Annotated in this window: 18 protein-coding genes, 1 tRNA gene and 1 CRISPR repeat array; of the genes, 10 read left to right on the top strand and 9 right to left on the bottom strand. The window is 57.3% G+C overall.

Translation table 11 applies throughout. The annotated features are described in order from the left end of the window. Nucleotides 1-153 precede the first annotated feature (153 nt). Nucleotides 154-3,684: a CRISPR direct-repeat array (repeat unit 37 nt; unit sequence GTTTCCGTCCCCTTGCGGGGAAAAGGTAGGGATCAAC). Nucleotides 3,685-3,932: 248 nt separating this feature from the next. Beyond that, entirely contained in the window at nucleotides 3,933-4,409 is a 477-nt protein-coding gene (cas1, locus tag ACVWXZ_RS08955; RefSeq protein WP_457482414.1) for a CRISPR-associated endonuclease Cas1, read from the bottom strand. After that, nucleotides 4,406-5,851: a TIGR03985 family CRISPR-associated protein gene (locus ACVWXZ_RS08950; protein WP_457482413.1), complete on the bottom strand. Its 1,446-nt coding sequence runs from the start codon at nucleotides 5,849-5,851 to the stop codon at nucleotides 4,406-4,408. The genes cas1 and ACVWXZ_RS08950 overlap by 4 nt, the downstream gene beginning before the upstream one ends. Nucleotides 5,852-6,016: 165 nt before the next feature. Between ACVWXZ_RS08950 and crn3 the strand changes: the two genes are divergently transcribed. After that, nucleotides 6,017-7,009, top strand: a complete 993-nt coding sequence (gene crn3 / locus ACVWXZ_RS08945; protein WP_457482412.1) for a CRISPR-associated ring nuclease Crn3/Csx3 — start codon at nucleotides 6,017-6,019, stop codon at nucleotides 7,007-7,009. A 215-nt stretch (nucleotides 7,010-7,224) separates the two neighbouring features. Here crn3 and ACVWXZ_RS08940 read toward each other — a convergent pair whose 3' ends face one another. From ACVWXZ_RS08940 to ACVWXZ_RS08925, 4 genes are all read right to left on the bottom strand, one after another. After that, nucleotides 7,225-8,088: a nitrate ABC transporter ATP-binding protein gene (locus ACVWXZ_RS08940; protein ID WP_457402899.1), complete on the bottom strand. Its 864-nt coding sequence runs from the start codon at nucleotides 8,086-8,088 to the stop codon at nucleotides 7,225-7,227. A gap of 71 nt (nucleotides 8,089-8,159) precedes the next feature. Then, nucleotides 8,160-10,157 carry a nitrate ABC transporter ATP-binding protein gene (locus tag ACVWXZ_RS08935; protein WP_457482411.1) on the bottom strand — a complete coding sequence of 666 codons (1,998 nt, stop codon included), beginning with the start codon at nucleotides 10,155-10,157 and terminating at the stop codon, nucleotides 8,160-8,162. 68 nt (nucleotides 10,158-10,225) lie between these two features. Next, entirely contained in the window at nucleotides 10,226-11,053 is an 828-nt protein-coding gene (gene ntrB, locus ACVWXZ_RS08930; protein ID WP_414357643.1) for a nitrate ABC transporter permease, read from the bottom strand. A gap of 522 nt (nucleotides 11,054-11,575) precedes the next feature. Continuing rightward, nucleotides 11,576-12,895: a CmpA/NrtA family ABC transporter substrate-binding protein gene (locus ACVWXZ_RS08925; protein WP_457482410.1), complete on the bottom strand. Its 1,320-nt coding sequence runs from the start codon at nucleotides 12,893-12,895 to the stop codon at nucleotides 11,576-11,578. Between the two features lie 189 nt (nucleotides 12,896-13,084). On the opposite strand from ACVWXZ_RS08925, the gene ACVWXZ_RS08920 reads away from it, so the two are divergent. The 8 genes from ACVWXZ_RS08920 to ACVWXZ_RS08885 all read left to right on the top strand — a co-directional run bounded on the left by ACVWXZ_RS08920 (nucleotide 13,085) and on the right by ACVWXZ_RS08885 (nucleotide 19,443). Then, nucleotides 13,085-14,197 (top strand): tocopherol cyclase family protein, encoded by a 1,113-nt coding sequence (locus tag ACVWXZ_RS08920; RefSeq protein ID WP_457482409.1) that lies wholly within the window; start codon nucleotides 13,085-13,087, stop codon nucleotides 14,195-14,197. A 175-nt stretch (nucleotides 14,198-14,372) separates the two neighbouring features. Then, nucleotides 14,373-14,446: transfer RNA gene (locus ACVWXZ_RS08915), tRNA-Arg, on the top strand. Between the two features lie 118 nt (nucleotides 14,447-14,564). Then, complete coding sequence (locus tag ACVWXZ_RS08910; RefSeq protein ID WP_011432255.1) at nucleotides 14,565-17,039, top strand: ATP-dependent Clp protease ATP-binding subunit; 2,475 nt, start codon at nucleotides 14,565-14,567, stop codon at nucleotides 17,037-17,039. A gap of 127 nt (nucleotides 17,040-17,166) precedes the next feature. Continuing rightward, entirely contained in the window at nucleotides 17,167-17,802 is a 636-nt protein-coding gene (locus tag ACVWXZ_RS08905) for an ATP-dependent Clp protease proteolytic subunit (RefSeq protein ID WP_414349574.1), read from the top strand. A 17-nt stretch (nucleotides 17,803-17,819) separates the two neighbouring features. Next, complete coding sequence (locus ACVWXZ_RS08900) at nucleotides 17,820-18,089, top strand: hypothetical protein (RefSeq protein WP_457402888.1); 270 nt, start codon at nucleotides 17,820-17,822, stop codon at nucleotides 18,087-18,089. Nucleotides 18,090-18,126: 37 nt separating this feature from the next. After that, nucleotides 18,127-18,474, top strand: coding sequence for a Uma2 family endonuclease (locus ACVWXZ_RS08895; RefSeq protein ID WP_414418101.1), 348 nt, complete (start codon nucleotides 18,127-18,129; stop codon nucleotides 18,472-18,474). Beyond that, nucleotides 18,422-19,033 carry an ATP-dependent Clp protease proteolytic subunit gene (locus tag ACVWXZ_RS08890; protein WP_011432257.1) on the top strand — a complete coding sequence of 204 codons (612 nt, stop codon included), beginning with the start codon at nucleotides 18,422-18,424 and terminating at the stop codon, nucleotides 19,031-19,033. The genes ACVWXZ_RS08895 and ACVWXZ_RS08890 overlap by 53 nt, the downstream gene beginning before the upstream one ends. Nucleotides 19,034-19,140: 107 nt before the next feature. Next, nucleotides 19,141-19,443, top strand: coding sequence for a hypothetical protein (locus tag ACVWXZ_RS08885; protein ID WP_457402886.1), 303 nt, complete (start codon nucleotides 19,141-19,143; stop codon nucleotides 19,441-19,443). A 4-nt stretch (nucleotides 19,444-19,447) separates the two neighbouring features. Here the strand turns inward: ACVWXZ_RS08885 and ACVWXZ_RS08880 are convergent, their stop codons facing one another. Further along, nucleotides 19,448-20,035, bottom strand: coding sequence for a chromophore lyase CpcT/CpeT (locus tag ACVWXZ_RS08880; RefSeq protein WP_011432259.1), 588 nt, complete (start codon nucleotides 20,033-20,035; stop codon nucleotides 19,448-19,450). Nucleotides 20,036-20,043: 8 nt separating this feature from the next. On the opposite strand from ACVWXZ_RS08880, the gene ACVWXZ_RS08875 reads away from it, so the two are divergent. Continuing rightward, a complete protein-coding gene (locus tag ACVWXZ_RS08875; RefSeq protein ID WP_011432260.1) occupies nucleotides 20,044-21,438 on the top strand; it encodes a malic enzyme-like NAD(P)-binding protein in 1,395 nt (464 codons plus the stop codon). 100 nt (nucleotides 21,439-21,538) lie between these two features. Here the strand turns inward: ACVWXZ_RS08875 and ACVWXZ_RS08870 are convergent, their stop codons facing one another. Together ACVWXZ_RS08870 and ACVWXZ_RS08865 are read right to left on the bottom strand one after the other, a co-directional pair. Beyond that, nucleotides 21,539-22,207, bottom strand: a complete 669-nt coding sequence (locus tag ACVWXZ_RS08870) for a putative CRISPR-associated protein (protein WP_457402884.1) — start codon at nucleotides 22,205-22,207, stop codon at nucleotides 21,539-21,541. Then, entirely contained in the window at nucleotides 22,204-22,461 is a 258-nt protein-coding gene (locus ACVWXZ_RS08865) for a hypothetical protein (protein WP_238376877.1), read from the bottom strand. Before ACVWXZ_RS08865 ends, ACVWXZ_RS08870 begins: the two co-directional genes overlap by 4 nt. Nucleotides 22,462-22,629: the final 168 nt, after the last annotated feature.

Here is a 22,629-nt window from a genome sequence, read left to right as displayed (position 1 = left end):
GTCTACTATATCCCTCTCAATGACTTTTGCCAAACCGCCTAAAGCTCAGTAAATTCAGCAAAGTTCAGGGTTTTGGGGGTTAGAGGCATGCTCTTGCAGGGAGAAGGTAGAGATCAACCTCACTTCTCTTTGCTCATTACTCGCTTCTCTCTAGTTTCCGTCCCCTTGCGGGGAAAAGGTAGGGATCAACGGATCAATGGTCGACGCCATATTGGCATCGGTCAGTAGTCCGGCTGTCGTTTCCGTCCCCTTGCGGGGAAAAGGTAGGGATCAACGACGGGTGGTACCTAGAGGAAGTCGGAGTCCTGGACAAGTTTCCGTCCCCTTGCGGGGAAAAGGTAGGGATCAACTGGGTCTCGCTCCAGACTGAGCTCAATATTTACAAAGGGTTTCCGTCCCCTTGCGGGGAAAAGGTAGGGATCAACTAACGGTCCTATCCCTCCGGTGCAGTATCCATACTGCACAATGTTTCCGTCCCCTTGCGGGGAAAAGGTAGGGATCAACGGTTTCTGGATGATTGAGGACCGCTACGACTGGCATGTGCCGTTTCCGTCCCCTTGCGGGGAAAAGGTAGGGATCAACGGACAATTGAATATGCAAGCTAACCTGTCCGCCATGGACGTTTCCGTCCCCTTGCGGGGAAAAGGTAGGGATCAACCAGACACTGTATTGGCTGATAGAGGAGAGGAATTAGTGTTTCCGTCCCCTTGCGGGGAAAAGGTAGGGATCAACGGAGGCTCTAGGACTTCCGAGACTTGTCTCGCTCGAGATGTTTCCGTCCCCTTGCGGGGAAAAGGTAGGGATCAACGCGTAAGGACAAAACTTCCCAAACCCTCCGTCCTCTGGGTTTCCGTCCCCTTGCGGGGAAAAGGTAGGGATCAACGTTGAGCTCCTCCCCGTATTGGGATAAGGTTGTTCAAAGTTTCCGTCCCCTTGCGGGGAAAAGGTAGGGATCAACGATGCCAAGTCCCCACCTCCAAAGGGGCGAAGTAGCCATGTTTCCGTCCCCTTGCGGGGAAAAGGTAGGGATCAACATTCCCCAAGAGCGCAGAGTCAATGGTGGAAAACTTCGTTTCCGTCCCCTTGCGGGGAAAAGGTAGGGATCAACGCGAGCGCTGCGAGTACATCCGGGATATTGCCCGGATAAGTTTCCGTCCCCTTGCGGGGAAAAGGTAGGGATCAACTTAATTACAGCCAAACAACAGAATAAGTCAATTTGGTAGTTTCCGTCCCCTTGCGGGGAAAAGGTAGGGATCAACAAAAACATGAAGCGGAGTTAACAATCAACGGCCAGTGGTTTCCGTCCCCTTGCGGGGAAAAGGTAGGGATCAACCCTAAATCAATTGGCACGGTTGCAAAGCCCCGGCACGTTTCCGTCCCCTTGCGGGGAAAAGGTAGGGATCAACAAGCTGTCTCTTGCTCAGGTTCAGCAGTTAGAGCAGCTTGTTTCCGTCCCCTTGCGGGGAAAAGGTAGGGATCAACCCCTTTCTGGGCGGTGGCTTGCCACCCCCACCACGTTTCCGTCCCCTTGCGGGGAAAAGGTAGGGATCAACCAGGGAGGTTTGAAGACGTCTTAAAAGAGCTGGGCTTCACGTTTCCGTCCCCTTGCGGGGAAAAGGTAGGGATCAACAAAGGCTGCCACTAAGGCAGCCTTTTTATTTTTAGAGTTTCCGTCCCCTTGCGGGGAAAAGGTAGGGATCAACGCCGGTGCGCTGGCTGCGGTACACCAAGTGGGGATCCGTTTCCGTCCCCTTGCGGGGAAAAGGTAGGGATCAACTCAAACGCGCAGATTTACTGCGTAAGTTCCAAAACGGTTTCCGTCCCCTTGCGGGGAAAAGGTAGGGATCAACGGACTGCCCCGAAATTCCATCGGAATACGACGGGTGGCTAGTTTCCGTCCCCTTGCGGGGAAAAGGTAGGGATCAACGGCACACTTTTCAATAAGGAGTACGACAATGAAAAAACGCGTTTCCGTCCCCTTGCGGGGAAAAGGTAGGGATCAACCCTACGTCACTGCTACATGAAGTACACCCCTTCATGGGGTTTCCGTCCCCTTGCGGGGAAAAGGTAGGGATCAACCCGGTATGAGATATACCGGCGAGTGAAGCGAGGGTGGGTCTGTTTCCGTCCCCTTGCGGGGAAAAGGTAGGGATCAACTGGGATGCTACCTCCTTGAGCTTGGGTAGCAGTATCGTTTCCGTCCCCTTGCGGGGAAAAGGTAGGGATCAACGCTCAGGAGAAGGTCCTGGAGCTGGAGATTGCTCTGGCCCGTGGTTTCCGTCCCCTTGCGGGGAAAAGGTAGGGATCAACAGCTTAGAAGACTCCACCGCTTGCGTCAATAGGCCACGTGTTTCCGTCCCCTTGCGGGGAAAAGGTAGGGATCAACGCTGCATACTTGGCTTACGCAAACGGAATGGCAGAGTATGTTTCCGTCCCCTTGCGGGGAAAAGGTAGGGATCAACGGGAGGATTTACTCCAATCACTTCAATAAATAACTAAAGGTTTCCGTCCCCTTGCGGGGAAAAGGTAGGGATCAACACACCCTACTTCCCCACAATGGCAAGGGACAAAACCCCCCGCAGTTTCCGTCCCCTTGCGGGGAAAAGGTAGGGATCAACGCGTTGTCACCCAGAAGCACGTCGCGGAGCTCCAGCTTGAGTTTCCGTCCCCTTGCGGGGAAAAGGTAGGGATCAACCCCAAAACTAGGATTCGTCATCCTAGAACCCTCCTGTTTCCGTCCCCTTGCGGGGAAAAGGTAGGGATCAACTCAACAAGAAAATCCGCTGCTACATTTACGGTAACAAACGTTTCCGTCCCCTTGCGGGGAAAAGGTAGGGATCAACCTACATGTTGGTGGAATTATTCCACAAAAACTTCCTCGTGTTTCCGTCCCCTTGCGGGGAAAAGGTAGGGATCAACTCGATCACCTCCTCTGCGTCTAGTTCTGGCAGTAGCCCTGTTTCCGTCCCCTTGCGGGGAAAAGGTAGGGATCAACCTTAGTCAACGGACAACACTTCTTTATCTCGTTGCAGGTTTCCGTCCCCTTGCGGGGAAAAGGTAGGGATCAACACGGGATGAGAACTTACACGCACTGGCTAGTGCTCAGGGTTTCCGTCCCCTTGCGGGGAAAAGGTAGGGATCAACGTCATGTCTACTGCTGTATTCTCTCGTATTCCCGCCAAGGTTTCCGTCCCCTTGCGGGGAAAAGGTAGGGATCAACCACCGAAATCCGCCCTGGGCTGACGAACTATACTTCTTGTTTCCGTCCCCTTGCGGGGAAAAGGTAGGGATCAACGCAGAGAACAAATAACATAGATCCTGTCAGTCTAGCGTTTCCGTCCCCTTGCGGGGAAAAGGTAGGGATCAACCAGCAACAACTTGATCACAGAGTTTGACACGGTTGATGATGTGTTTCCGTCCCCTTGCGGGGAAAAGGTAGGGATCAACAGGAACTATCTACACTCCAACGAAAGCACTTCTGTCGTTTCCGTCCCCTTGCGGGGAAAAGGTAGGGATCAACACCTGTGAAGAAGGTCAAAACCGGAGATGGTAGCCGTGAGGCCCTAGTTTCCGTCCCCTTGCGGGGAAAAGGTAGGGATCAACGAGCTGATCGTGCGCGAGGGCGTGGATCTCTTTATCACCCGCCCGTTTCCGTCCCCTTGCGGGGAAAAGGTAGGGATCAACCCTACCCTCGGAAAAGCCTGAATTCATGAGGTTTTCAAGGTGCGTTCGCGAGGGAGTACGGAGATTCCTCGACACAGATATTAACATTGTCCTCGCGGCCAAGCGCAAGCGGGGAAATTGAGCTTGCTACGGCCATTGTGTCACGTTTTTGGGCCAATCGGGGCAAAAGATCTAAAGTTTCCCTTAAAATCTTGTGCCGGCAGAGTCAGGCTGGTGATGGCTCGCCCCGACAGATCGCGCACAAAACTTTACAATTTCGGCCCGGTGGAGCGATCCAACTGTTGCAGGTAGGCGGCGATAACATCAATACCCTCCTGTAAGGGGGCAATTTGGCCGCGGGTAGCCCGGTTGTGCAGTTGTAGAATTGCCCGTTGGTTGCGAATCTTGCCGCGCACAATCACCTTGGCCCACCTCAGCCCCCAGGGGGAGTAGGCCCGCTGATACTGGGCCAGACGGATCTCAGAGTTGGTGGAGAAGGATCCCTGCAGGCGACCGCGAAAACCGCCATCCGCACGCAAAAAAATGGTTTCGATGCCTCGATCCAGCAGTTGGGCCAAAGCTACGCTGGTCAATTGGATCCCGGGCAACACCACCACCAGCTCCACCTCCGCAAGGCGGCAAAGCTGCTCTTGACCACGGCGGCGAATGAGCAGGGTTTGGTTTTGGCAGTGAACCACAGTCCCCGGCTCGGTTAGGTAGAGGGTGGTCATGGGCAGGAAGGTCAAGAAAGCTTCAGGTCGGGGCGATAAAACTGCAGCTCTGCCTGAGCTTCTCGAGCCATCTGTTCCCGGTAGGCCGGGGGAGCGATCACCTCGCCGTTGGGCCGCCAGTCGCGCAGGCGCATGGTGAAATTGGTATCTCCCACCCGCACCCAGGCCCGAAAATAGCGGTCGCTGGCCGGCCTTTGCCGGAGAATGTTCAAAATCTGTTGGCGTTCCTGCACATCCGCCACTGCCTGCTGCACCAAAGCCGGGATCCGCTCGTAGGCAATGGGCTGGAAGGTGGGATGTCGCACTGTGCTTTCCACATAGCGACGGGCAAACTCCGGGGAAAATCGAAGGATCAACAATGCCTTGGGCAGGTAAAAATCGGATCCCCAGGCCTCTTCCCATGCCGCCTGGACTTCCTCTGGGCTGGGCAGCTTCTTTTGCCGTTTGCGGATTGCCAGCTCTGGCGGAATGGAAGGAGCGTCCCAGGGAATCACCGCCAGGCGCTCAGACTGGATCCGATCCAGCCGAAAATTGTGCCAGCCCAGGGATCCTTCGGGGGTGGGAAGCTGGCCAAAGGCTGCCAAATACTTGGCGCGGCGGGCATAGAACAAACAGACTGGGTAAGTGAGAACGTGTCGGATCCCATGTTGGCGGGTGGCGTAGTCAAAACCGATCACCCCTGCTTCTGGGTTGGCCCAAAGGGCTTCTAGCTGGCTTTGATATTCATCCACCCGTTCTTGCTGTTCGTCTGAGAGGATGTACTCAAACCAGACAAAAAGCCGCCGCTGCGAGTGCTGATCGCGCCAGCGGGACGGAGTCCTTTCGCGCCAGCGGGACGGAGCCCTTTGATTTTCCCAGATTTCATCCAGCAAAACCTGCACATCTGGATGTACAAAGGCCACATCGCTGAGGATGTGATAGATCTGTTCCAGTTGATGGCCCGATAAGGTCAAAGCCGATGAAGATACGGGCAGTTGGGGACGATCCCCCGGCGCACGGCAGCGAAAATTATCTCTCCGCCTAGAGTTGGCCTGAATTTGTTGCAGCCAACCCCGGGCAGCCAGGTAATCCAGCTCTTTGCGCAGTGTGCGATGGGTCTTGTGAAAGGGTTGAGCAGATAGCAGCGCTTCCAGATCCGGAACTTCTGCTTTTAAGGCGGCCAATAGGTTGGGATCCTTCAGCCAAAACCTCAAGGGTTTCCAGCAAATGCAGTCAACATCAGGACAGGGTGAAGGGATCCCTTTTGCCAGATCCTGCTTGGGATGCCACGGCGAGAGCAAGCGATCCCGAATGTGGGTATAGCCAAACGTTTCCGGCAGATCCCGCCATCCCTCCTCGCCATACAAGCAATCGAGCAACACCCACAGGCGCACGGCCCGCTCCAGGCGCTCCGCCAACTGCCCGCCGGCCAGCCAGCGCAACACCTCTACCGTCAAAGGCAGCTCAAATCCGCTCATCCGACAGTTCCCTCGGTTTTTGGGTTGACCAGTTGATGGCACTTCAGGCCAGGGATTTTTTTGAAGTAAGGCGCAAACGAGAGCCTGACCACTCTGCCACGATTTGGAATCCCCCACTTCCAATCTCTTCCATACTGAAGTCAACCTGTCTCGTCAAATCTGCCCATGGCTGCTGTGGCACTGCATTTGCTTTCCGGCTGTCTGGCCGCTCGCGCCAGCGGGACGGAGTCCTTTCGCGCCAGCGGGACGGAGTCCTTTCGCGCCAGCGGGACGGAGTCCTTGGACCCTCGAAGATCCCATTCTTCGGAACTGTCTTTTCAGGTCATCGAAATTGAGCTGACCCGACCGGATCGCCTGGTTTTTCCAGAGGATTTGGCTCAGCTTCAGCTGCCTGCCGGGATCAATGCCCAGCTGGGGGTGGTTCTGACGGGGCGGGCCCCCATTTGGCTGTATGGCTGGCTGGTGCATGAGTGCCACTTCACCCGTTGGGTGGCCTGTTATGACCCACGCTTGGGCGCGGTGGTGGTCTCCAGCCATACCCCCGAAGTGCGGGTGGGCCAGGTCATCCCCTGGGTGCAGGGAAGGCCGGGTTCAGAATTGGCAGCGGCGGTGATGGTGGTGGGCCCCCCCGACAGTGGCAAAAGCCGTCTTGCCCGCGCCCTCTTCGAAGCTCTGCTGCCGGAGCATCCCGATATTTATCTGCAACGGGCCCATTGGGATGGGGAAGGCAATTGGACTTTAGACTTGCCACCAGAAGAGGCGAAGATCCTCAAGCACCAGTACCGGGGCTCTTTTACCCCCGAATTTTTCAGCTTCCATGCCCAGGCCATTCTGGCTTTGCGCCGGCAAAAGAGTTTGGTGATTGTGGATGTGGGCGGCAAGGTGGATCCGCAAAAGCAGCCGATCCTGGAAGCCTGCTCCCACTACCTGGTGGTCAGCCGGGATCCCGAGGCTATCCCTCTCTGGCACGAGTTTTGTCGAGACCGGGGCAATTTGCGCTGTGTGGCCATCCTGCACACCTCGCCCGGCCCTCCTCAAGTGCTCAAAGACTCACCTGAGTTGGAAATTCGCTGGGATCCCAACTCTCCTCCCCCCACCGATCGCGCCAGCGGGACGGAGTCCTTACTGCTGCGGGCGGTGCGCCGCCTCATTCACTAGAGCTGCAGGTTCAGAATTGGAGGGGCGGGTCAGCATATATCGCATCCCGGACGCTGGCCGTTTTGGACGAGCGGTTGCACGGCGTTGTGTGCGAGTTCCAAGAGAGGTTTGCGGATCGCCTGACCAGGGGCTGCACCTGATGGCCAAGGTGTGTGGTTTTTGGGTTTTGGGTTGCCTTGTCGCCCTCTCGCTCCGTCAACTGCTCCAGGTTGGATTTACCGGTAAGCCGCCTCTGGGTTGGCTTCATGGCCGTAGAGATAGCTGAGAACCGAGTTGCGCAGGCGGTAGTACTGCGGATCTTCAAGAATCCGCTCGCGATCCCGAGGGCGCGGGAAGGGGATGGTCACGATCTGCCCGATGGTGGCTGCAGGGCCATTGGTCAAAGGACTCCGTCCCGCTGGCGCGATCAGCACCAGGCGGTCGGCCAAAAACAGCGCCTCATCAATGTCGTGGGTAATCATCAAAACCGTGCAGCGATGTTCATCCCAAATGCGCAACAGCTCCTCTTGAAGCTCCTCTTTGGTAATGGCATCCAAGGCCCCGAAGGGTTCATCCAAAATCAGCACTTCTGGACGGATGGCCAACGCACGAGCAATGGCTACCCGCTGTTTCATCCCTCCCGAAATTTGCGAGGGATATTTCTGAGCAGCTTCCCCCAGCCCCACCAAATCCAAATGTTCTTCCACAATTCGATGCTTTTCCGACTGGCTCTTTTGGGGAAATACCGACCGAACGGCCAAATAAACATTTTCATAAACCGTGAGCCAAGGCAACAGGGCATACCCTTGAAACACTACCATGCGCTCCGGGCCAGGAGCTGTAATCGGCTGCCCTTTCAGCTTCACCGAGCCACTGGTGGGCTGGGCAAATCCGGAAACCATATTCAGCAGGGTGGTTTTGCCACAGCCGGAATGCCCAACCAAGCAGACAAACTCTCCCTCGTTCACACTGAGGTTGATATCTCGCAAGACGGGATAATCCCCCTTGGGAGTTGAGTAGGTCTTGCTGACATTCTCAAGGCTTAGGTAGGGTTCTGCGGCTACGTTCGCTGGGGTAGAGGTTGTCAAGAGGGCAGTCATCGTAGGGTGCTCCAACTCATGATTTTCTCACAACGGGGAATGTGCTTTTGCAAGGGCGCCCAAGTGGGTATCTAGAGCAACACAGGACGACGATCTAAGGCAACCTCGGCTACATAAATATCGTGCTTAATCGCCAAACTGTTGAGGTAGGCCAGGGGATCCTCACCATTAAAGGGGATCCCATCGAACAACTGAATGGGCTGCCGCTGGTAAGACACATCCAGCCCCAGCTCGCGGGCTGCCGTGCTGAACACCCCCACCTGACATACCCGCTCTACAATCTCCACCCAGTTGCGGGGGAAGGGCAGATCCCCCCAGCGGGCCATTTGGCTCATCATCCACAGATGCTCGGTGCGGCTGGGACGGTTGCCGGCGCCCAGAAAGAAGCGGTGGTGGGCATATTCCCGCATCGGCCTGTCCAAGTCACAGATTAGGCGCTGGGGATCCCCCAGATGAATGTAGGATGGGTCGGTGCTCAGGTAGGCGCGGCGGCTGAGCAGCTCGCGAATCTCGTCGTGATGGGCCGGGTCTTCACAGTAGCGGCAGGCTTCCAACAGCGCTTTGACCAAGGCAATGTGGGTGTTGGGGTAGGCTCTGGCCCAATCTTCTCGCACCCCCAACACTTTGCCGGGATGGCCCAGCCAAATCTCCAGATCTGTAGCCACCGTAAAGCCACTGCCCTCCAGGGCTGCCCGCAAATTCCAGGGCTCTCCCACACAGTACCCATCGATGTTGCCGGCTGTCAGGTTGGCCACCATCTGGGCCGGGGGCAGCGTTTTCAGCACCACGTCATGATCCGGGTGGATCCCGCCGGCTGCCAGCCAATAGCGCAACAGCAAATTGTGCATAGAGCTGGGATGCACCACCCCAAAGGTAAGCCGACGGCTGGGACTATCCAGAATGTAAGCCTTCAACTGGCTGAGGGTGTGGATCCCTTGCTCATAGAACCGCTTGTGCAAGGTGATAGCATTGCCGTTGCGGGTCAAGGTGAGGGCAGTAACCACCGGCTGAGGCGGGTTATCCCCTCCGCCCAAAGACATCCACACCGGCATACCGGCGGGCATTTGGGCCGCATCCAGATAACCTCCCTGAATGCCGTCTTGGATCCCTCGCCAACTGGTTTCCCGCACCAAATTCACTTCTTCCAAGCCGTGTTTGGCAAAGAACCCTTTTTCTTTGGCCACAGCCAACGGAGCGCAGGCAGTGAGGGGCACAAAGCCGATCTCCAAGTTGATCTTTTCCAAGCCATGCCTGGCCACCACAGTGCTGCGGCGAGCACGCCATTGCTTGATGCGTTTTTGTTGGTTCAAAAAGTAGATGATCTCGCTGCGGTAGCTGTAGTAGCTGGGATGGTTGACCACCTCCAGCCGACGGCGGGGCCGAGGAATGTCAATGGTTAAAATGTTCCCAATTCGGGATCCCGGCCCATTGGTGAGCATGACCACACGATCTGACAGAAGAACCGCTTCGTCCACATCGTGGGTGACCATGAGAGTGGTCATCTGATGTTCTTCGCAGATGCGCATCAACTGCTCTTGCAAGTTCCCGCGCGTGAGCGCATCCAAAGCGCCAAATGGCTCATCCAGCAGCAACACTTTGGGCCGCAAAGCCAGGGCACGGGCAATGGCCACCCGCTGCTTCATCCCCCCGGACAATTGGGCTGGGGGCTTATCTGCGGCATGGCGCAAACCCACCAGATCGATGTGCTCTTCCACGATCTGCTGACGCTCCGCCGGAGAATGGTTTTTAAGAACGGCATTCACCGCCAGCGCAATGTTTTGCCGAACCGTTAGCCAAGGCAAAAGCGAGTAATGCTGAAACACCACCATGCGATCGGGGCCGGGAGCGGTGATGGTATGCCCATCCAAAGCCACGATCCCCCCCGTAGGCAAAGACAGCCCCGCCACCATGTTCAATAGGGTGGATTTGCCACAGCCGGAGTGGCCGATTAAGGAGACAAACTCCCCTCGATGGATTTGCAGATCGATCCCTTTCAGAGCAAGGTATTCCTGCCCTCCGGGCAGAGCAAAAGATTTTTCCACCTGCTCCACACTGACCAATACAGACACAGAAAACCTCCCAACCTATCACCCGTCTAGCCTCAAACCAACCACATACTGACAACACATCCAACACATCATTGGTTGGCTATCTTGTTTTGCAAAACAGACATCAGGCGATCCAAAAGCAATCCCACCGCTCCGATGTAGATGACGGCAACGATGATCTCCGTAACGTAGTTCTGCTGGTAGGCATCCCAGATGAAAAAGCCGATCCCCGGCACACCCGACATCACAATCTCTGCGGCAATAATGGCCAGCCAAGACAGGCCGATGCCGATGCGCAGACCTGTGAACATGTAGGGCAGGGCTGAGGGCAGCAACACCTTAAAAAAGAAGTCCACTTTGGAGAGCTTGAGCACTTTGGAGACGTTGATGTAGTCTTCCGGGATCTGTCTCACCCCCACAGCCGTGTTGATGAGAATGGGCCAAATTGAGGTGATAAAAATAACAAACAGGGCAGCCGGCTCATTGCGTTGCAAAGCAGCCAAGGAAATGGGCACCCAAGCTAAGGGAGCTACCATGCGCAAGAATTGAAAGATGGGATCCAAAGCTCGGTTGATCCACACACTGCTTCCCACCAAAATGCCCAACGTGATGCCCACCAAAGCGGCACTGCAATAGCCGATGGCCACCCTTTGTAGGCTGGCCAAGGTTTGGCGCAGCAGCCCTTGGTCGAGGTCGCTGTTGCGATACAAAGGATGCAGGATCAGATATCGGCTGCGCTCGTCCATCCACACATCCCAAGGCCCCGGCAGCCGAATTAGGTTGGCACTGGCCAAGAGCTGCCAGATGAGCAGGAATCCAACAATACCCACCACAGGGGGGAGAATCTGATCTCGGTACTTCGCCAAATCGAACTTCGCCGTTGCAGATTTTGCCGGAGAAGAAAGTGTCGTCGTCATAGCTCCTAGAGGAGGATAGGGTTTTACAAGGTTCTCTGGTGTTGCGCTTTTGGAACGCCCCGATCGAGGGGTTCTACACCGTGTTGGAGACAGAGCATGAACTGGGATCGGCCTTGCCTTTTCCTTGGAGGGGCAAACACAGGGATTGCAAACTCAACAAAACTCTCACGACAATTAGAAAGCTCAGCGCCCCCACGGCTATCGAGAGAATGAGCTTGTCCCAGCGGGGCTGGGCCGGCCTCTCAAAAGGAGGATCCCTGAAGAGTTCGCGCGGAACGTGAAGTAGAGCCAACATAGCCGATCCTCAACATGGCATTTAAAGTTATTCAAAAAGTGCGAGGCTCATAGCATCCATCAACTTTCCATCGTTTGGGCAGAAAGCTCGGCACCGCTTTTTTCGACCTCGTGGGATCCCACAGGTAGGCAGGATCCCTGTCGCGCGAGAGATTCGAACAAGGAAACGGTAAGCCATGGACTTCCTGCGAAAGAAGGTGAGGAACTTGGCCCAATCAAGCTATTCAGCTAGACCCTTTTGATTTTCAGGCTGTTCAGGTAAGCCTGCGGATCCTGTGGGTCAAACACCACACCGTCAAAGAAACGCTCTGTTCCCCGCGAGGTGTTGTTGGGGATGTTCTTCACCCCCAGTGCCTGGGCGGCCTCACGCCAGAGATCTTCACGGTTCACTTCATCCACCAGACGACGGGCAGTATCCAGATCGGGAAGGAAGCGAGCGTGGAAGCCCCAACGCAGGGATTCCGTCAGGAACCAAAGGTCATGGCTCTTGTAGGGGTAAGAGACGCTGCCCCGGCCATCTTCCCAGTACAAGGGCCCGGCATTGAAATCTTGAACAGCTGGCTTGCCGTCTCCCAATTCGTAGTTGCCTTGAAAGGGAGGGGTGAGAACTTCAACCGGCACATTCAGGTAGGCACGCCCTGAGAGAATGCGTGTCAGTTCTTCTCGGTTGGCCGGATCGTCGCACCATTGCTGCGCTTCCATCACCGCCATCAAAGTGGCTTGTGTGGCCCTGGGGTTTTGTTCTACCCAGTCGGCGCGAATGGCCAAGTATTCTTCGGGGTGAAAGGGCCATATTTGTTGGGTTAGAGCCGCCATAAACCCGATCCCATCGGCCACAATCCGGTAGGGCCAGGGATCCCCCGTGCTAAAAGCATCCATGGTGCCATTGCGCATTCCCTGCACCGTTTCGGCAGAGGGAACCGCCAACAGGTCGATGTCTTGATCCGGATCTACCCCCCCAGCAGCAAACCAGTAGCGGATCCAAAAATCTTGATTGACGTTGGGGAAGGTATGAGCGGCCTTGAATTTGCGTCCGTTGCTGGCGCTGAAATTTTTGAAATTTTTGATGTAGTCTGCAGCTCCAGAAACATCTAGCCCCAAACCCTTGCCAGCATGCATTCCGGCAATGGCAATCCCGTTGCCTTGGGTGATCAGCTGACACAGAACTGCCATGCGCACCGGCCGATTGTTGGTGATGGCGCCAATGTGGATCATGTGAGGCATCGGCATCTGCCACTGGCCACCGTCGATTCCCCCACCCGCTGAGCCGATGACCACATTGTCACGGGCTGCCGGCCAACTGGCCTGTTTCAACACCTCTACACCGGTCATGCCATGCTTGTCGAAAAAGCCCTTTTCCTTGGCGATGATCAGGGGGGCAGACTCCACAATCGGTATAAAGCCTAACCTGAGATTGGGGGTTTCTGGGCCGCTGGCCTGGGCAACCCAGTAGCCTGTGCTGGCCCGTGCTAAGCTGCCACTCACGAGTCCACCCACGGTGGCCGCACCCGCAGACAGCAAAAAGTTACGACGTGACGTCATGCTCACCTCATCGAAAGGATATGTGAAGGCAAGATGGAAGCTTTCCGGTTCAAGTCGCCTGACCCATGGATTTCCTTCGTGAAATCTCAAGAAATCCTTAAATCTCAGCTTGGTTGATATCCTAAGGGCAAATAAATATAGAAACAATACAATTATTATTTTAGTAAGCATAGACTTCCGTTTATCATTGTTGCGATGGCTGAGGTCTCGATGGCGCTTCCTTCGACGACGGCTTGCTCTGGGCAAAACAACTCAACAGATTGGGGATCCCTGCCCCATGCCGGCTATCACTGGGATGGCTGCACAGAGCGGTTTTTTGAGGGCTGGTACAGCCGCGTCACCTTGCCCGGGGATCCGCCCATTAGCTTTGCCTTCATGTACGCCATCGATCCCAAGCGTGGGGGCATGGCTCAGGTGTTGGGGCCAGAGGAGGAGCTGCATTGGCGCACCTTCCCCAATCCCCGCCGCTTTTGGGCCAGCTCAACCCATCTGGCCTTGGGGCACTCAGGGATCCCAGGCCCCGGCTGTCGCGGCCTTCAGGATCCCTTCACCTTCTTCCAGCGCACCGCCAGCGGCTACCAATACACCGCCCACCTCAACCAGGGGATTTTGCCGGATCCCTTGGGCTCTGAGCCCATTCGCTGGCTCTACCGCATTCAACCTCGTTTTGCCTATGGGATCCCACCCCAAGCCACCATGGGGATAGGGTCTTTCCTGCTCATCTTCGAGCCGGGCTGGCAAATTCTCATGAGCCACGGCTTGGCCACCGGCTGGGTGGAGTGGAGAGGCAGGCGCTATGCATTTCAGCAGGCTCCCGCCTACGCCGAAAAAAATTGGGGCCAAAGCTTTCCTCGCCGCTGGTTTTGGATCCAGTGCAACGCCTTTCCCCAACATCCCGGCCTTAGCCTCACCTGTGCCGGAGCTGAGCGGCAGGTGCTCACCCGCCCCGAAGAAGTGGCCCTGATCAGCTTGCATGGGTGGGGATCCCAGCCCTTTTTGGAATGGCGACCCGGATCCGCTCGGCTGACCTGGCAAGTGGATCCCTGGGGATCTTGGCGAATCCGGGGAGAGAGCGCCCTCTGGTGTATTCGGCTGGAAGGGCACACAGGACGGCCTGGCCAAACTGTATTCACTCCTGGCCCAGAAGGGATGCAGCGCAACTGTCGGGATACCCTATCAGGGCATCTGCACCTACAGCTTTGGCAGCGCAACGGCCAAGTCTGGACGCCGGTGATCAAGACCACCAGCCCCCAAGCCGGCCTCGAAGTGGGGGGAGAAGTCCGGCAACCTTGGCAAGGGCAATGTTAACGCTGGCGGATATCTACACCCCCGTTGGACTTTCCAAAAAACGCTCTTGTGCTAGAATGCCTAAGCCACATTGATAGATGTCCATCTCTGTCTCTGGAGAGTACTGGATAGTATCTGAGTAACTATGGACAGATAGTATGGACAGACAGTCAACCGTGGTTGGCCCGCCCCTTTTGCGCCTGTAGCTCAGTGGACTAGAGCACGTGGCTACGGACCACGGTGTCGGGAGTTCAAATCTCTCCAGGCGCGTTTTGGCCCCAGACAGCTTCCGTCTGGGGTATTTACCGTCCCTTGGTTTCGCCAGAACTTGTGCTAGGATTACCCCTATCAAGTCCGCCTTGATGCAGGCGTAGGGAGCCCGAGGATCATGTTTGAACGCTTTACAGAAAAAGCCATCAAGGTGATCATGCTGGCCCAAGAAGAAGCCAGACGGTTAGGTCACAATTTCGTTGGCACCGAGCAAATTTTGTTGGGGTTAATCGGCGAGGGCACTGGGGTCGCCGCCAAAGTTCTCAAGTCCATGGGAGTGAACTTGAAGGACGCCCGCATTGAAGTCGAGAAAATTATCGGTCGGGGATCCGGTTTTGTGGCCGTCGAGATCCCTTTCACTCCCCGCGCCAAGCGAGTGCTGGAACTCTCCCTAGAAGAGGCCCGCCAGCTCGGCCACAACTACATCGGCACTGAGCACCTGCTCCTGGGCCTAATCCGAGAAGGGGAAGGGGTGGCAGCCCGCGTTTTGGAAAACCTGGGGGTGGATCTCTCCAAGGTGCGCACCCAGGTGATCCGCATGTTGGGCGAGACCGCCGAAGTGACGGCGGGGGGGGGATCCTCCAGCCGCACCAAAACGCCCACCCTGGACGAATTCGGCTCCAACCTCACCCAACTGGCCCAGGAGGGCAAGCTGGATCCGGTGGTCGGTCGGACGCGGGAGATCGAGCGGGTGATCCAGATCCTGGGCCGCCGCACCAAGAACAACCCCGTCCTCATTGGCGAGCCGGGGGTAGGCAAAACCGCCATCGCCGAAGGCTTGGCCCAGCGCATCGTGCAGGGGGATGTGCCCGATATTTTGGCCGACAAGCGGGTGATCAGCCTGGATATTGGCTTGCTGGTGGCCGGCACCAAGTACCGCGGCGAGTTTGAAGAGCGCCTCAAGAAAATCATGGATGAGATCCGCAATGCCGGCAACATCATCCTGGTCATCGACGAGGTACATACCCTGATCGGGGCCGGGGCTGCGGAAGGGGCGATTGATGCCGCCAACATCCTCAAGCCTGCTTTGGCCCGCGGCGAGCTGCAGTGCATCGGCGCCACCACCCTGGATGAGTACCGCAAGCACATCGAGCGGGATGCTGCTCTGGAGCGCCGCTTCCAGCCCATCATGGTGGGCGAGCCGACGGTCTCCGAGACCATCGAGATCCTGTTTGGCTTGCGGGAGCGCTACGAGCAGCACCACAAGCTGAAGATCTCCGATGCCGCCTTGGATGCGGCAGCCAAGCTGGCCGACCAGTACATCTCCGACCGGTTCTTGCCAGATAAGGCCATCGATTTGATCGACGAGGCTGCTTCGCGGGTGCGCCTGATCAACTCTCAACTGCCCCCGGCGGCTCGGGAGCTGGATCAAGAGTTGCGGCGAGTGCTCAAGGAGAAAGACGCTGCGGTGCGGGCCCAGAACTTCGACAAGGCTGGTGAGCTGCGGGATCGGGAGATGGAGATCAAGCAGCAGATCCGCGCCATTGCCGCTGCCAAAAAAGCCGAGGAGAGCAGCCGCAGCGAAATGCCTGAGGTAACCGAAGAGGACGTGGCCCAAGTGGTCAGCGCCTGGACGGGGGTGCCGGTGGCCAAGCTGACCGAGAGCGAGTCAGTGAAGCTGCTGAACATGGAAGAAACCCTGCACCAGCGCATCATCGGCCAAGACGAAGCGGTGCGGGCCATCTCCCGGGCCATCCGCCGCGCTCGGGTGGGGCTGAAAAATCCCAACCGCCCCATCGCCAGCTTCATCTTCTCCGGCCCAACAGGGGTGGGCAAAACCGAGCTGACCAAGGCTTTGGCAGCCTACTTCTTCGGCTCCGAGTCGGCCATGATCCGCCTCGACATGTCGGAATACATGGAGCGGCACACGGTCAGCAAGCTGATCGGATCCCCGCCGGGCTATGTGGGCTACAACGAGGGGGGTCAGCTCACAGAAGCGGTGCGGCGCCGCCCCTACACGGTGGTGCTTTTCGATGAGATCGAGAAGGCGCACCCGGATGTGTTTAACCTATTGCTGCAAATCCTGGAGGATGGCCGCCTGACCGATGCCAAAGGCCGCACGGTGGACTTCAAGAACACCCTGATCGTGATGACCTCTAACATCGGCTCGAAGGTCATCGAGAAGGGCGGCGGCAGCCTCGGCTTCGAGTTCAACACCAACGACGAGGATGCCAACTACAACCGCATCCGCAACCTGGTGAATGAGGAGCTGAAGCAGTACTTCCGTCCGGAGTTCCTCAACCGCGTGGACGAGATCATCGTCTTCCGGCAACTGACCAAGGATGAGGTGAAGCAGATTGCCGACATCCTGCTCAAGGAAGTGTTTGACCGCATGACGGAGAAGAAAATCCGCCTTACGGTCAGCGACCGCTTCAAAGACTTGGTGGTGGAGGAGGGGTATAACCCCAGCTACGGGGCACGCCCGCTGCGCCGCGCCATCCAACGCCTGCTGGAAGACATCCTGGCGGAAGAGATCCTGACTGGGCATGTCCGGGAGGGATCGGAGGTGCTCATCGATGTGGATGAGGAGCGCAAGCCCAAGGTGCTGGTCACGGAGCCGGAGCGGGTTCTCTTGCCTCAAGGGGCGGAGTAAAGCTGGCTTTGAGAGGTCCTCAGACTGCAAGGGATCCGTTGGGATGCTGCGGATCCCTTGTGGTCCTCAAGTGTTGTTTTTCTGGTGTTTTTCAGTTGAACAGACCCAGGCGTAGGAGATCTCTGGCATGGTGCAATCGACCTACTACTACTATGGCGGCGCTCCGGTTCGTACCCCACCCCCAGATTTGGCTTCGCTGCTGCTGCAGGAGCGCATTGTCTACCTGGGCTTGCCCCTTGCAGAGGAGTCGAATGCCAACGTCACCAAGCTGATCATCGAGCAACTGCTGTATCTGCAGTACGAGGATCGGGAAAAGCCGATCAAGATGTACATCAACTCGACGGGCACCTATAACTACGACACAGCGGCCTTTGCCATTCTGGACACCATGAACTACATCAAGCCGCCTGTGCATACTATCTGCATCGGCAATGCCATTGGGATGGCGGCCATGTTATTGGCAGCAGGAGCCAAAGGATTTCGGGCCAGTCTGCCCAATGCCACGATCGTGCTCCACCAGCCCTATGGGGGCACCCGTGGACAGGCCAGCGACATCGAAATTCGCACCCGCGAGATTCTGACTTTGCGCAACATGATGCTGGAGCAACTGTCCCGCAGCACGGGCCAGCCTATGGAGCGCATCAAGAAGGACACGGAGCGGCTGTTTTTCATGACCCCAGAAGAGGCCAAAGCCTACGGCCTCATCGATCAGGTGCTGACCAGTTCCAAAGGCGTGCCGAAGTTGGCAACAGCCAAAAACTGAAGCAGAGGGATCCGTCGATGGTTCAAGTTCCCGTACAGCCTTTGACGGTGGGGGAGTACCTACGCCTCACGGACGGGCTTTATGAAGGACGGGTTGAACCTGAAGACGGGTCCATTCGGGAAGCCGAGGAGCGTATGAACACCCTCATTGAGCTGTTTCTGGTTGCGGAATTGCCCAAGTTTTTGCCCATCCAACGCCTGAGCTTGGGCCAAGTTGAGGTCGAAGTGCCCGCAGCCAAGGCTCGGTTTCGCAATCCAGAGGTGATGGCTTTGCATCCCGCTATGTGAGCTTGCTGGGAAACGGTTGCGGAATCCTTGCCTGCACATGCCCCTGCCGCTGTTGGTGGTGGAAGTCGTTTCCCCCGGAGTAGACAATGAAAAACACGATTATCAAGACAAGCGCAAAGATTACGCTGCCCGTGGGATCCCGGAATACTGGATTGTGGATCCAGCCAAGCAGTCCGTTTCCGCGGTGCGCTGGGTTGGCGGAGAATACGAAGGCGAGGTCAAAACTGGATCTGGACGCATTGTTTCCTCGGTTTTGCCCCAGCTGGATTTGAGCGCGGAAGATATCTTACAAGCGCGTCGTTCTGTGTTTCATACTTTGCCAGGAGAAACTTATGCCGATTGGAGTGCCTCGGGTTCCCTACCGTTTGCCCGGCGAGCCCTATAGCCAGTGGATTAGCCTTGACGATCGCCTGTACCAAGAGCGGATTTTGTTTATCGGCGAGCCCATTGACGATAGCTTGGCCAATACCATCGTGGGGGTGATGCTCTACCTCAACTCGCAGGATCCGCAAAAGGACATTGTGATGTACATCAATTCTCCCGGTGGCTCTGTGACGGCGGGCATGGCCATCTACGACACCATGAACCACATCAAGCCAGATATCGTTACGGTTTGCGTGGGCCAAGCAGCTTCAATGGGAGCCTTTTTGTTGGCTGCTGGCACCAAGGGCAAGCGGTTTGCCCTGCCCCACTCCCGCATCATGCTGCACCAGCCTTCGCTGGGCACGATCCAAGGCCAAGCCAGCGACATTGAAATTCGCGCCCGCGAAACTCTGCGAGTCAAACGACGCATGAACGAGATCTTGGCGCAAACCACCGGCCAACCGCTGGAGAAAATCGAGCGGGATGTGGAGCGAGACTTTTACCTCTCGGCCACGGAAGCTCAGGCTTACGGCATCGTGGATCGGGTGATCCAAGAGCGCTCGGAAGCCATGGCCAGCTAAAGGGATCCCCCCCTTTCCCCCAGCAACAGGTCGAGGGGTTGGGAAAGGTTGGGAGGGATCCCTTCAAGGGGTGGAGTTCAGTGGACAACGCTAGGAGAACCGGTCGGATGGGCCAACGGCTCTGGAGTGCAGGACTGGGCTGCTGCGCGGGTCTGCTGCTGCTTTGGCCGGAAGCTTGGGCACTGCCCCCTGCCGATGAGATCCCGGAAGAGGTGTTGCGGGCCCAGCCAGATTTGCGGGCTCGCTCTCCGGTCGATAATCAGCCCCTCACCGCCGCCGAAGCTCTAGAACTCCAGGAAGCCTTGGCAGCTCGGCCCGAAACCGGATCTGTCTCTCCAGAGGTGGAGCGGCTGATCTTTTTGCTCAGGCTGCGCAAAGGGTTTCGAGATCTGTTTCCCTTCCTGTTTTGAAGGTTCAGACCTGAAGAGGAGCCGGTGGGATCCCTTTTTGGTAGCGGTAGGGTCCGGCGCGGGATCCCCAGGTTTGTTGGCCAGTGGCGGCGTCAAAGCCCCGATCCCAGGTGATGAATTCGCTGGGGGTGAGGTCGAACTCGATGTGGATATAGGTGCTATCCCCGGGGTTCAGACGACATTCTCCACCTGGCAGCATTTCGCCGTGGTAGCAGTCTGGGCGCTTTTCCACCAAAATGCGACAACCGGGCAAATGCTCCAGGTCGGCCAAGGAGAGCTGCGCCAAGCGCTGCGGATCCTGAGAGGCACCTGCCCAAGCTGCTTGATCCCGCAATTTGTAGTTCTCGATCCGCAAGGGATCCCCCAATACCTGGAGCACCCGGCTGCGATAAAACTGGCCCGGCGTGTGCTGGTTAAATTGCTCGGTAAAAAAGCCGATCCCCTCCGAGAACAGGTGGGGAAGGCGCACGTACCAAAGGCTGACCGGCACAAACCACACCGGCTCTGCCATCGCCTGGGTGCGGTTGCTGTAGTAGCCCTCCAGCCAGTTGGCCAGGGTGTGCAAGTCGGAAGCGGATTTTTCGTCTACCATAGGGAGCTATGACAAAACTTACCCCCAGCTCTAGCTATAGCATTGCCCTGCGCATTCGCCTGCTCAACCAGCCGGGAGCCCTAGCCCGCGTCACCCAGGCCATTGCGGAAGTGGGAGGCAGCCTCAGCCAGATCGATCTCATCCACCAATCGGCAGCAGAAACGGTGCGAGAAATCTGTGTAGATGCCGTCAGCAGCGAGCATGCTCAGCAAATTTACACCGCCGTTGCCTCCTTGGCCAATGTGAAGGTGGAGCGGGTGGTGGACCGCACCTTTGAGCTGCACCGCGGGGGAAAGCTGCAGGTGGTGGCCAAAAGCCCCCTGGAGAGCGCCGCCGATCTGGCCATGGCCTACACGCCGGGGGTGGGGCGGGTTTCCCTAGAAATTGCTGCCAACCCCGCCGCGGTCTATGAGTACACCATCAAGGGCAACAGTGTAGGCATTGTAACCGATGGCAGTGCGGTGCTGGGCTTGGGGAATGTCGGCCCGGAGGCAGCTTTGCCGGTGATGGAGGGGAAGGCGGCGCTGTTCAAGCGCTTTGCCGATATCGATGCCTTTCCTCTGTGCCTGGCCACTCAGGAGGTGGGGGAAATTGTAGAGACGGTGGTGCGCCTGGCGCCGGGATTTGGCGGCTTTAACCTGGAAGACATCAGCGCCCCTCGCTGCTTTGCCATTGAGTCTCAGCTCAAGGCCCGCCTCAACCTGCCGGTGTTTCACGACGATCAGCACGGCACCGCCATTGTGGTGCTGGCGGCGCTGCTGAATGCCCTGAAAGTGGTGAAAAAGAGCCTAGACGAGGTGCGCATTGTCCTCAACGGGGCCGGGGCAGCCGGCATTGCCGTGACGCAACTGCTGCGGCGGGCCGGGGCAGCCCACATCCTGGTCTGCGACCGCCAAGGGATCCTTAGCCGCTCCCGTTCCGATCTCACCCCCGAGAAGGCGGCCATTGCCGTCGAGGAGAAGGGATCCCTGGCGGAAGCCTTGGTGGGAGCGGATGTGTTTATTGGGGTGAGCGTGGCCAATGCCCTGACAGTGGAGATGGTAGAAAAAATGGCACCGGATCCCATCGTCTTTGCCCTGGCCAACCCGGTGCCCGAGATCCAGCCGGAGCTGGTGGGCAATCGGGTGGCAGTGATGGCCACGGGCCGCAGCGACTACCCCAACCAAATCAACAACGTGCTGGCCTTTCCGGGCGTGTTTCGCGGCGCCCTCGACTGCCGCGCCAAGCAGATCAACACCGAGATGTGTGTGGCTGCCGCTCAGGCCATTGCTGCCTTGATCCCTGCCGAAGAGTTGGATCCCCAGTGGATCATCCCCTCGGTCTTCGACGGGCGGGTGGTTCCTCAGGTGGCCGCTGCGGTAATCCAGGCTGCCCGCCAAACCGGCGTGGCCGGGATCCCTTGAGGGCTACCTAGGGCACCAGGTGACAAGCCACAAAATGCCCCGCGCTCACCTCGCGAAAGGCCGGGGGTGGATCTTGGCCTGTTCCTTCCCTGGGGGGAACTCACACCAGACGACCCAAGCGCTCCCGCAACTCAGCGGCGGCCTGCTCCAGGTGCTCAGGGGTGTAACCGGTGGTCTCTACCCTGACAGCAAGGTGGGTGTCCTGGCTCTCGTGGAGGTGGATCCACAGAATGTGGCGGCCGTCCTCTGTTTTGCGGTTTGCAGCTTTGAGGCTGTTTTTGGGGGCAGAGTAAGCGTGCGGGTCGTAGCGGACCAGATCCACCCAGGGAATGTCTCGCAGGAGTTTTTCCACCTTGACCCAGCTGCGAGGACGGTGGTGGCTGCTGTCGACCTGCAGCTGGATGACTTCGGAGCGAGGTCGGCCTGAAAAGGACTCCGTCCCGCTGGCGCGATCGGGAAGACCTGCCCGAGGGATCCGGGGCTGAACTTCCGGCTGTAGGTAGGGCAGGTAGACCAAAGACTTGTATTGCTCATGGATGTAGCAAACTGGGATCCCCAATTGGCTGCCCACCACAGCCATGATCATGGCTTGGGCTTTGAACCCACCGGTGGCGGCAAAGGTGACGATCCCCTTGGCGCTCTCTGCCAACTGTTTCAACAGCTCGGCCATCCGCTCCAGAGAGGATCCCTCTAGCTCGTAGTCGATGCCGGGAAGGGGCACCAGAGAAACCTGTTGTTGGCCCAGTTCTCTTTCAAAGAAGAGCTTCAAAATCCGGGCACACTCCAGCCCATTGCGGAGTGCAGCAGAACCAAAGCATCGCCGGGGGTGGGATCCAGGCGGTAGTAGGTGTTGGTTAAGGACTCCGTCCCGCTGGCGCGATCGGCGCTGATCAGCTCCAGATCGGTTCTTTTCATCCAGGCCAGCGCTTGCTCCGGATCCCCGATGGTTTTTTGTCCCACCCAGGGGCGCTGCGGCTGCAGGTCTTTGTCAAGGTTGGTGAGCAAGGAGGTGCCCACAGTCATGATGATGGTCTGCATGATAGGCGGTTAACTCAAATTTTTCGAGAGCTCTGTCTTGCTTTGCGCCCAGAGCAGCTGGACTTTGCCGATTCTGCTATCTTCTCTGATATCTTCAAATCTGGAAAGTAACTTCGTTGCCCTTGATGTTGGTGATGGTGGCCTTCAGTTTTT

The organism is Thermostichus sp. MS-CIW-38 (assembly GCF_054058415.1).
This window is presented reverse-complemented; position numbering and strand designations above follow the sequence as displayed.